The organism is Lacticaseibacillus pantheris DSM 15945 = JCM 12539 = NBRC 106106, from assembly GCF_001311175.1.
Taxonomy (GTDB): Bacteria; Bacillota; Bacilli; order Lactobacillales; family Lactobacillaceae; genus Lacticaseibacillus; species Lacticaseibacillus pantheris.
The window spans coordinates 43196-51647 of sequence record NZ_BBAI01000016.1 but is presented as its reverse complement, the minus strand read 5'-3'; the positions used below and the strand labels follow the sequence as shown (position 1 = coordinate 51647).

Below are 8452 nucleotides of genomic sequence, written 5' to 3'. Positions count from 1 at the left end.
GAGGCAACTTAGATATCTTAGCATCCGTCGTTGTCAGTGTCAATACATTTTTTTCGAATGATTATTCGATGTTTTGCATTAACGAGATGAGCATTCGTTGCTCGGGCGTGGCTTTAGCTGTTCGCCCTGAACAACATAAAATATCTTACCAGCCACCACGGCCAGCGTCAAGCACTCTGTGCGACTTATTTGAACTTTTATTCAAATACGAACGAGAGTAAAAGAAAGCAGATAATCATTCGATTATCTGCATAAATACACGTGTTCTATTTCTCTTTGCCAATTATTGTTTGTCCTGCCATGTACGGTACCAAGACATCAGGCACCGTCACGGTACCATCCTCATTCTGATAATTTTCCAAAATGGCAGCTACCGTACGCCCGACGGCCAAGCCGGACCCATTTAATGTGTGCACTAATTGTAACTTACCGTTATCGTCGCGGTAACGAATGTGGGCACGCCGGGCCTGGAAGTCAGTACAGTTACTGCAGCTAGAAATCTCCCTGTACGTATCTTGTGCGGGAATCCATACCTCAATATCGTAGGTCTTGGCGGAAGTAAAACTAGCATCCCCCGTGGCCAGCGTAATTACGTGGTATGGCAAATTTAACTTTTGCAACAAGTCCTCGGCGTCATGCGTCAAGTTTTCCAATTCTTGCCAGGAATCTTCCGGCTTCGTTACTTTAACCATCTCGACCTTATTGAACTGGTGCATCCGGATCAGGCCTCGTGTATCGCGGCCCGCACTTCCCGCTTCAGAACGAAAGGCCGGCGAAAGCGCCGTTACATTAATCGGCAACTGCTCTGCATCAACTACCGTATCGCGGTAATAGTTAACCAATGGTACTTCCGCCGTTGGGATGAGTGTTAAATCACTGTCCTCGTTTGTGACTGTGTAACTGTCACCCACAAACTTAGGAAATTGACCAGTGCCGAACATCGAGTCGTCGTTAACCAGGTACGGTGGTAGCACCTCCGTATAGCCTTCCTTATAGTGTTCATCCAAGAAGAAGTTGTACACTGCCCGTTCCAAGCGCGCACCAGCACCCCGATAGTATACAAAGCGACTGCCAGAAACCTTGGCCGCATTTTCAAAATCTAGAATGCCGAGATTTTCGCCCACTTCCCAATGCGGCTTAGGGGTAAAGCCAAAGTCGCGAATCTGCCCCCACTTACGTTCCTCGCGGGCATCATCCTCATTCAAACTAGCCGGAGCCGAGTCATCAGGGATGTTAGGCAACCGTACAAGAATATAGTTGGCCTTTTCTTCCAGCTCAGCGACAGCCTTGTCCTGCTCCCCAATTTCCTGACCCACATTCCGCATTGCGGTAATTTGTTCACTGGCGTCTTCGTGAGCACGTTTCATTTGTGCAATGGCACCGGAAACCCGGTTACGTTCCGCCTTCAGCTCTTCAACTTTGGTCAACGCCGCACGACGCTGCTCATCATACCCCAGCAGCTCGTCGATTTCCTCAGGCTTAATTCCCCGCTTAGCTAACTCGGACTTAGCCCAGTCCGTCTTTTGCCGTAATAATTTGATATCTAGCATGTCTTTCCTCCATTTACGTATCCAATCACTACAAATACTGACATTATATAGAAGTTTACCTTCCGGCCAGCCAAGACTAACCGCAAATTTTGTACACAAAAAGCCCTCCGTCAATTGGGACGAAAGGCTCCTTTTCCGCGGTACCACCCATGTTCACCAACATTATGCCTGGTGCACTCTTTACGGGTAACGGCCGTCTCCGTGTGGCTCTCACCACCCACTATCACGCTGGACTTAGCGATACGGGCTTTGCACCAACCGCCCGCTCTCTTAATCGCCTATATGCGCTTAATAACGTGTTTAACTCTTACTGTTAAAATACCGCAATCCCAATTGCAATACAAGTGCCCAATCGTAAATAGCTACAACCTGAACTAGACAAAGTCGAGCCCCCACCTTCCATCGTTCATGCGCCAAACGCGCGCCTCATCGTTAGCACCACTAACACGGCCCCAACCCATCCCCTCAATATGGGTAAGTCCTACCGCATTACAAACACCATAACTATTTAATGCAACTACATTTCCACCATAAGATCGGCCTAGCACGAGCCACCAGGCATCCGTACAGATAACATCTACACGTTTTTTCTGATATAATGACCGTTGTATAATTGCAATACCAAATGGCCCATGGAGGGAGTTTAGTCATGCTGTTCGAAGAGGTCTTTCTAGAAAACGCAGACATTCAAAAATTACGCATGTTCCGCGTGCTCAAGTCCATGGACGAGTCTGGCTTTACCATCACCGACCTAGGTAACCACCTACATATATCGTATCAACAGAGCTACAACGTATTCCAAGAATTACTCAATGACATTGAAACAATCACCGGGCGCTCCGGTCCCACAGTGAAGAAGAACGTACTGGCGGGGGATTTTTTTACCCGTAACCATTGACCAATACCGGCTGTTCTTGCTGCAGGAATCAATTCAGTTCCAGTACCTGGACTACATCATACAAAGTCGCTCGGCCAATACCGACCGTTTCTGCCAGGATCACTTCATCTCACGGTCCACCTTAGCCCGAAAAACCACACCTTTGCGCACCATGCTGGAGCTACATGGTATCAAACTATCTTTTAGCAGGCCCGGATTCAGCGGTAGTGAACAAAACATCCGTCAGTTCCTCTATATTTTTTACTGGCTTTGTTTTCGTGGCGTTGAATGGCCATTTACCACCGTCCCTCAAAACCGGATTGCTGAGCGGTACGCCCAACTTCCTCAAGTCGGTATGAATACCATTGACCGACTGCGCAACCTATTAATGCTGGCCGTTGCGATTTAAGAATCGCACACGGGCACACCCTAGGCCCCATGCTACGTGGGAACACCTTTGGAATCATAGCGAGTTGGTCACCGCTCCGATTAACCAACAATGGTATCCCCGACTGTCGCGCAGTGAATTAGCGCGCGAAAACCAGTTTTTGGCCTTTCAAAGGGCCATCGAGTTCAACTTTACGCATGACCACCACGCTTGGGCTCCCCTGTACGATACCATCATGGGTAACGACAACGTTATCCACCGTTACGTGGACGCTCTAGTTGATTGCCTAGAAAATCACCGCCGTAACGGGGCCACGCTCACTGTAAAAGACGATCCCGTGCTCGTGACTAATTTTATTAGGGTCGCACTAGCTAACATTGTTGGTGGGCCAAACTTTCCAACCATCATGGGCATGAACGACCCCGAAAGCGAGCTGTACACCCACAGTAACATCTACAAAACACTCGTCGCGGCCCAACCAACCATCATGTTGCAGCTCGGACTCGACCAACAATATAGCGTCACGGCCTGTCAGCAAATATGTGAAGAACTATGCTACCTCCTGGCGCCCCACCTGACCGACTTTGAGTGGGAACAAATGGTTAACTGCCGCATACTGGTGACAAACAACGACTTTAACAGCCGGCGTCTAGCCACCTTCATTGGCAACATGAGTTTTGTCCACATCATGCCTGAAACAGAATCCGACCAGCCGGCCGACCTCATCATCACTGGTGTGGACGACGCCAAATTGTTCCAGGCGGAAGCATCCGACCCACAGCGCGTGTTCGTGTGGGCCACGGATGTCAGCGGATCCGACTTTTACCGCCTCTTCATCACCGTCGAGGAGCTGATGTTTAACAAGCTGGGCATTCCCTTTACATCACACCAGATCATCTAGCGTGGATTACTGGCACCTGCCACAGGCCCACAGCATCAAAATAGCGTTCAGCCGAGTCACGTAACTCAGCTGAACGCTATTTTAATGGATATCCCAACCTAATCCGACTGCACGGCCTTGAAAATTTTGCCGATTCCGTGCTCCGCATCCATTGTGGTCACGGTGAAACCGAACTTATCGAATATGTGCGTAATTTTCTCAAACTTATCACGGTCGAACGAACTAATGTTACCGTCAACCTCCTGGACGTCGTACTTCTTGATGAGGTTCAACAGTGCCGTGACCGCCAACTGAGCAAGGCCGAGGTTCTGGTAATCAAAGAAGGCTAGCCGGCTTTCACTGCCCAGCGTCTCCAACACGGTGATGTGAACCGCATGGTCCCAAATATTCAGTTCAAATAGTAATTGCGACTGGTAGTCAGCCTTGGAATGACCGTACTTATCAACATTTTTGTACGGAGTGTAAACAAAGATGGATGCCGTCTTACGCTTCTGGTCGTCACGCTTGATGTCGGTGTACACGATATACTGGGTTACACGCTCGTCGCCATCAGTCATGGGCTGGTTCATGCTCGCCAATACCGTGTACTGCGGATTGTCCTCAATCATGGCTAACCGCTTTTGGTATAACTCCGTATATTCTGCCTGCGTGGTCATTGTAAATCCCTCCATGTCGCTATTTACCGTCATTATACCATTCTTTCAGTACTTCTTGGGGTATTTTCGCAAACGGTACCAACATCAATCAACAAATGTAATTAAATGTCCAAACAAAAAGCCATCCAGAGAAAATTTCCCCAGGCGGCTTTTATTAGTGGTATCAATTACTTAACTTCGGTGAAAACCACGCGCTTACGCAGCTTTGGAGAGTACTTCTTCAGCTGCAGTTTTTCTGGTGTGTTGCGCTTATTCTTGGAAGTCAGGTAGATACGTTCGCCGGTTTCGGCGCATGCGAGTAAAATGTTGTTCCGCATTTCGTTCACCTCATTGTGTTTTAGTAACTCATTAAGTTTACCGAATCATGGCAAAAAGTCAAGCCGTCAGGCAAAGATACCGGCTTCAATTACAATCGTGTCATGATGATAGTTATAGTCGAACAAATCATTTGTAAATTCGTTTGCAAGTGTGGTTATGGCCGGTTGGGGGTGCCGTGGGGTGCGGAGACGACTGGACCCGGAACGGTGACCGCTGTTAGGGAACGCACGCAGGAATGGCGTAGCCAGTCCGAGAGCCTCATTTGCAGGCGATGTACGGCGCGACGAACTTAGAGACTGGCTGCCCGCACTTGGCAGACAGGCTCTAAGTCGCACCGGAAACCGCGGCTTTTGCGGTTGGAGGTTTCACCGTCGCACCGGAAACCGCGGTTTTTGCGGTTGGAGGTTTCACCCTAGCAGCGGTCACCGTGGAGCGGTCCGCAAAGTCGTAGCACGCCACGGCACCCCCACCGGCCAGAACCGCCACGCGAATAACGGTAGTCACTACAGCAACCGCGTCAACGCCGCGGGTACCGGACACTGCACGTCGACTGTGTGGTTAGTAAACGGATCGGTAAACACCAAACGTTGCGCCAACAGCGCTTGCCCCTCCTGGACACTAACATCCCCGCCATATAGGGCATCGCTACCAACGGATGACCTAGGTAAGCCATGTGTACCCTAATCTGGTGCGTCCTGCCCGTACGTAACGTGCATCTAACCAAAGTCGCTTGCTGTCCCCGCTTGAGCACCACGTAATCGGTGCGCGCGTATTGGCCCGCTGAATCCACGCGACGATGTACACCATCCTGGTCACGACCCAACGCCACTTCCAGGCGACCCCAGTTTTGGGGAACTACGCCGCCAACAACCGCCAAGTATTCTTTGTGCACCGTCTGATCCACCCCTAGCCGATCCAGACGCGCCTGAGCCAGCGGGTGCTTCGCTACCAGCACCACGCCCGCAGTGTCACGATCCAGACGCGTAATGATGGCGGGCTGTGCCGCGTCATACCCCTGTTGCACGAGGTATCCCGCCACTACGTTCAGCAGACTCCCCCGCGGATTGCTTGGACCCGGTACGCTAGCGCATCCGCCAGGCTTGTTCACCACCAGCCAGTTTTCGTCTTCAAATAAAATGTCCAGGTTGCCATCAGCCGGAACAACCGGTTTGTCGGTCGGCAATGCAAAGATGACCTGATCACCACTGGCCAGCGGTACATTGCCCACCGTCTTGCCCTTGACGGTGATGGCATGACCGTCCGCCATACGCTTAAACAGCCGGTAGCTAACACCGTAGCGATCCAATAGCCTCTTTGTGGTTGTTTCATTCCGGGCAGTTAGTTGAAACGTAAATTGCATGCTGGCACCCCCTCGTATTAACCGTATCATTCTACCATCTGGTGCCGATTTACACGAGTTAGTCCCTCTTCCCTAATTCGCCAAGTAGACCAATAGCAAAGGAGCCGCGGCTACGTCACCGCGACTCCTGTTTGAACAAAGTAGACACCACTAGTCCGTTATTATTACTGGTTGCCGTACATTAATTCGTATTACCATACCAACACTACTTCAATTGCTGCAGCACCTTAGCTGGTACGTCCTTTGCGTTCACACTGAAGGGGCCCTTAGTCACGCGAGTCTTGCTAACATCTGCCTTCACGTAACTACCAGGTGCCAACGGGGTAGGGTTCGCACTGGATTGTTCAAAGCCAACGGTGCGTGTTTGTCCGTCGGTAGTTACCCACTTAAAGGTGTAGTCGTACGAATATTCTTGACGGCCCTGACTATCGGTCACTTTCTTGCCGTCGCTATCCCTGGTCACCGTCTTTTTCGGAGTGGCTGGTACAACCGCGTACGCCGTGTCCGAACGGTACACATTGAGGTACTCCTTGATACCGACAAAACCAACGCCACCAACGATCACTACCGCGATGATTGCCCAGATTAACTTCTTCATTGTGTAAACCTCCGTCATGTGTAATTGATTGAATAATCATATTATCGCCAAATTCATCTTTGCGCACACCAGACCTAAGACCGATTTATGGCTTGCTCATGCGAACGTATGTTCGTATAATGGTGGGCAGAGGGAGGTGTGACGCTTTGGATTACCAATATGAACCCCACGGAGTATTCTTTTTAATCGACAGCCGCTCGTTTTACGCGTCGACTGAGTGTGTCGCCCGCGATTTGCACCCCCTCAAAGTTGCTCTCGTCGTCATGTCCGAGCAGGAAAATACCAATGGTGGTTTAATTCTCGCAACATCCCCCAAAGCCAAGAGGATGTACCACCTACAGGCCAACGTATCCCGTCAGCGTGATCTGCCTCAAGACGAGCAACTAATCGTGGTCCCTCCGCGGATGAACATGTACATTCAGAAGAACCTCCAGATTAACCAAATCTTTCAACGGTACACGGCCCCCGCCGATATCTGGCCATACTCCATTGATGAAGCCATCCTCAATTTAACGCACTCTTGGCGCCTGTCTGGACAAAGTCCGTGGGATGTTGCGCGTAAAATCCAGCTCACAATTCACGAAGAGACGGGGATTTACACCACCGTCGGCATTGGCAATAACCCTTTGCAGGCCAAAGTTGCGCTCGATATTTACGCCAAGCACAATCACGATAACATTGCGGAGATCAACTATCAGAACGTACCGCAACGCCTGTGGACAATCACAAACATGGAGGATGTTTGGAGCATCGGCCACCGCACGGCCAACCACCTCCGCAAAATCGGCATCAACAATATCTGGGACCTCGCCCACGCTAACCCCTACGCACTCCGCGCAGAGTTTGGGCTGGTTGGCGAGCAACTATTTGCCCTTGCCTGGGGCATTGACCGTGCGCATCCCGGTCAGGTAGAGCCTCCTAAATCACCGAGTATCAGTAACTCACAGGTACTCCCCCGTGACTACGTGCACCGCGACGAAATTCGCCTGGTGGTCAAAGAAATTGGCGAACAGGTTGCCGCACGACTGCGACACCGCCATCTGCAATGCACCAAAGTTAGCTTGAGCATCGGCTTTAACTACGCATCGGCTAGTGTTGCTAACCGTGGTGGTTTCGGGGCCGAGGTCACCGTCAGCGCCACTAACAGCAACCATGACATTATCGCCGCCCTACTACGTATCTTTGACCATTATTGGACCGGCGAGGGCGTCCGCAATATTGCCGTCAGTTGCGGGCACCTCGGTAATGACAGCGGCCAGCAGCTAGAACTGTTCCGTCCGTTGCAACAACAAATTCGCGATAACACCCTTGAACGCACGGTAGACACCATTCGCTCACGGTTTGGTTTCACCGCACTCGTCTACGCCAAAAGCAAACTCACTGGCGGCACGGCCATCAACCGCGCCGGGCTCGTGGGCGGACATAATGGAGGTAATAGCTATGAATAAGGACGCAGATACCATCAATCAGCGTGTCGACCAACTATTTACGCGGCACAGTCGGACCCGTTACTGGATTACGCTGGTGGACGACCGCTACAACCACAGCTTCAACTTTTTCTTCAATATTTTGCCCCAAAAGCAGCGGCACAAATCCATCCCCCTACACTCGTTACCCAGTGACGACCTAGAACGACTAGAACTAACCGTCAATGCGATTCATGAACACACCAAACTGACCATCGAGATTCGGGGATTTCAGGGGATGCGCTGGCCGATCAGCGGCAACGTTATCCAAAGGAAGCAACGTAGTGACGATGCCTAGAAAAACTGCTTTAGCCGTAATTACTGGCAATTGATTACGA

11 protein-coding genes are annotated in these 8452 nt (G+C 50.7%); 6 read left to right on the top strand and 5 right to left on the bottom strand.

The genetic code is table 11. The annotated features are described in order from the left end of the window. Positions 1–221: hypothetical protein (locus JCM12539_RS14030; protein ID WP_225350277.1), on the top strand; the 221-nt coding region annotated here is incomplete at its 5' end. A gap of 45 nt (positions 222–266) precedes the next feature. Here the strand turns inward: JCM12539_RS14030 and serS are convergent. After that, positions 267–1550 carry a serine--tRNA ligase gene (serS, locus tag JCM12539_RS06775; protein WP_054650249.1) on the bottom strand — a complete coding sequence of 428 codons (1284 nt, stop codon included), beginning with the start codon at positions 1548–1550 and terminating at the stop codon, positions 267–269. Between the two features lie 649 nt (positions 1551–2199). Here serS and JCM12539_RS06770 point away from each other — a divergent pair. The 3 genes from JCM12539_RS06770 to JCM12539_RS06760 all read left to right on the top strand — a co-directional run bounded on the left by JCM12539_RS06770 (position 2200) and on the right by JCM12539_RS06760 (position 3716). Then, positions 2200–2448 (top strand): hypothetical protein, encoded by a 249-nt coding sequence (locus tag JCM12539_RS06770; RefSeq protein ID WP_054650247.1) that lies wholly within the window; start codon positions 2200–2202, stop codon positions 2446–2448. Positions 2449–2464: 16 nt separating this feature from the next. Continuing rightward, the gene (locus JCM12539_RS06765; protein ID WP_054650245.1) at positions 2465–2836 is read left to right on the top strand and encodes a helix-turn-helix domain-containing protein; all 372 of its coding nucleotides are present in this window, start codon (positions 2465–2467) and stop codon (positions 2834–2836) included. Between the two features lie 64 nt (positions 2837–2900). Next, positions 2901–3716, top strand: a complete 816-nt coding sequence (locus tag JCM12539_RS06760) for a hypothetical protein (protein WP_054650242.1) — start codon at positions 2901–2903, stop codon at positions 3714–3716. Positions 3717–3814: 98 nt separating this feature from the next. Here JCM12539_RS06760 and JCM12539_RS06755 read toward each other — a convergent pair whose 3' ends face one another. The 4 genes from JCM12539_RS06755 to JCM12539_RS06735 form a co-directional block, all read right to left on the bottom strand. Beyond that, entirely contained in the window at positions 3815–4372 is a 558-nt protein-coding gene (locus JCM12539_RS06755; RefSeq protein WP_054650240.1) for a hypothetical protein, read from the bottom strand. A 167-nt stretch (positions 4373–4539) separates the two neighbouring features. Then, the gene (gene rpmG / locus JCM12539_RS06750) at positions 4540–4689 is read right to left on the bottom strand and encodes a 50S ribosomal protein L33 (protein WP_054650238.1); all 150 of its coding nucleotides are present in this window, start codon (positions 4687–4689) and stop codon (positions 4540–4542) included. 518 nt (positions 4690–5207) lie between these two features. Beyond that, a complete protein-coding gene (locus tag JCM12539_RS06740) occupies positions 5208–6050 on the bottom strand; it encodes an RluA family pseudouridine synthase (RefSeq protein WP_162204065.1) in 843 nt (280 codons plus the stop codon). A gap of 205 nt (positions 6051–6255) precedes the next feature. Continuing rightward, positions 6256–6648 (bottom strand): DUF1093 domain-containing protein, encoded by a 393-nt coding sequence (locus tag JCM12539_RS06735; protein ID WP_054650234.1) that lies wholly within the window; start codon positions 6646–6648, stop codon positions 6256–6258. 119 nt (positions 6649–6767) lie between these two features. Between JCM12539_RS06735 and JCM12539_RS06730 the strand changes: the two genes are divergently transcribed. Both JCM12539_RS06730 and JCM12539_RS06725 read left to right on the top strand, forming a co-directional pair. Beyond that, on the top strand, positions 6768–8096 hold the full coding sequence (locus JCM12539_RS06730) for a Y-family DNA polymerase (protein ID WP_054650233.1): 1329 nt from the start codon (positions 6768–6770) through the stop codon (positions 8094–8096). Next, positions 8089–8412, top strand: a complete 324-nt coding sequence (locus JCM12539_RS06725) for an acetyl-CoA carboxylase (protein WP_156302112.1) — start codon at positions 8089–8091, stop codon at positions 8410–8412. The genes JCM12539_RS06730 and JCM12539_RS06725 overlap by 8 nt, the downstream gene beginning before the upstream one ends. Positions 8413–8452 lie beyond the last annotated feature (40 nt).

Coding starts and splice junctions, on each gene's coding strand:
- JCM12539_RS06770 (WP_054650247.1), top strand. CDS start 2,200: ATGCTGTTCGAAGAGGTCTTTCTAGAAAACGCAGACATTCAAAAATTA.
- JCM12539_RS06740 (WP_162204065.1), bottom strand. CDS start 6,050: ATGCAATTTACGTTTCAACTAACTGCCCGGAATGAAACAACCACAAAG.
- JCM12539_RS06730 (WP_054650233.1), top strand. CDS start 6,768: ATGGTGGGCAGAGGGAGGTGTGACGCTTTGGATTACCAATATGAACCC.
- serS (WP_054650249.1), bottom strand. CDS start 1,550: ATGCTAGATATCAAATTATTACGGCAAAAGACGGACTGGGCTAAGTCC.
- rpmG (WP_054650238.1), bottom strand. CDS start 4,689: ATGCGGAACAACATTTTACTCGCATGCGCCGAAACCGGCGAACGTATC.
- JCM12539_RS06755 (WP_054650240.1), bottom strand. CDS start 4,372: ATGACCACGCAGGCAGAATATACGGAGTTATACCAAAAGCGGTTAGCC.
- JCM12539_RS06725 (WP_156302112.1), top strand. CDS start 8,089: ATGAATAAGGACGCAGATACCATCAATCAGCGTGTCGACCAACTATTT.
- JCM12539_RS06735 (WP_054650234.1), bottom strand. CDS start 6,648: ATGAAGAAGTTAATCTGGGCAATCATCGCGGTAGTGATCGTTGGTGGC.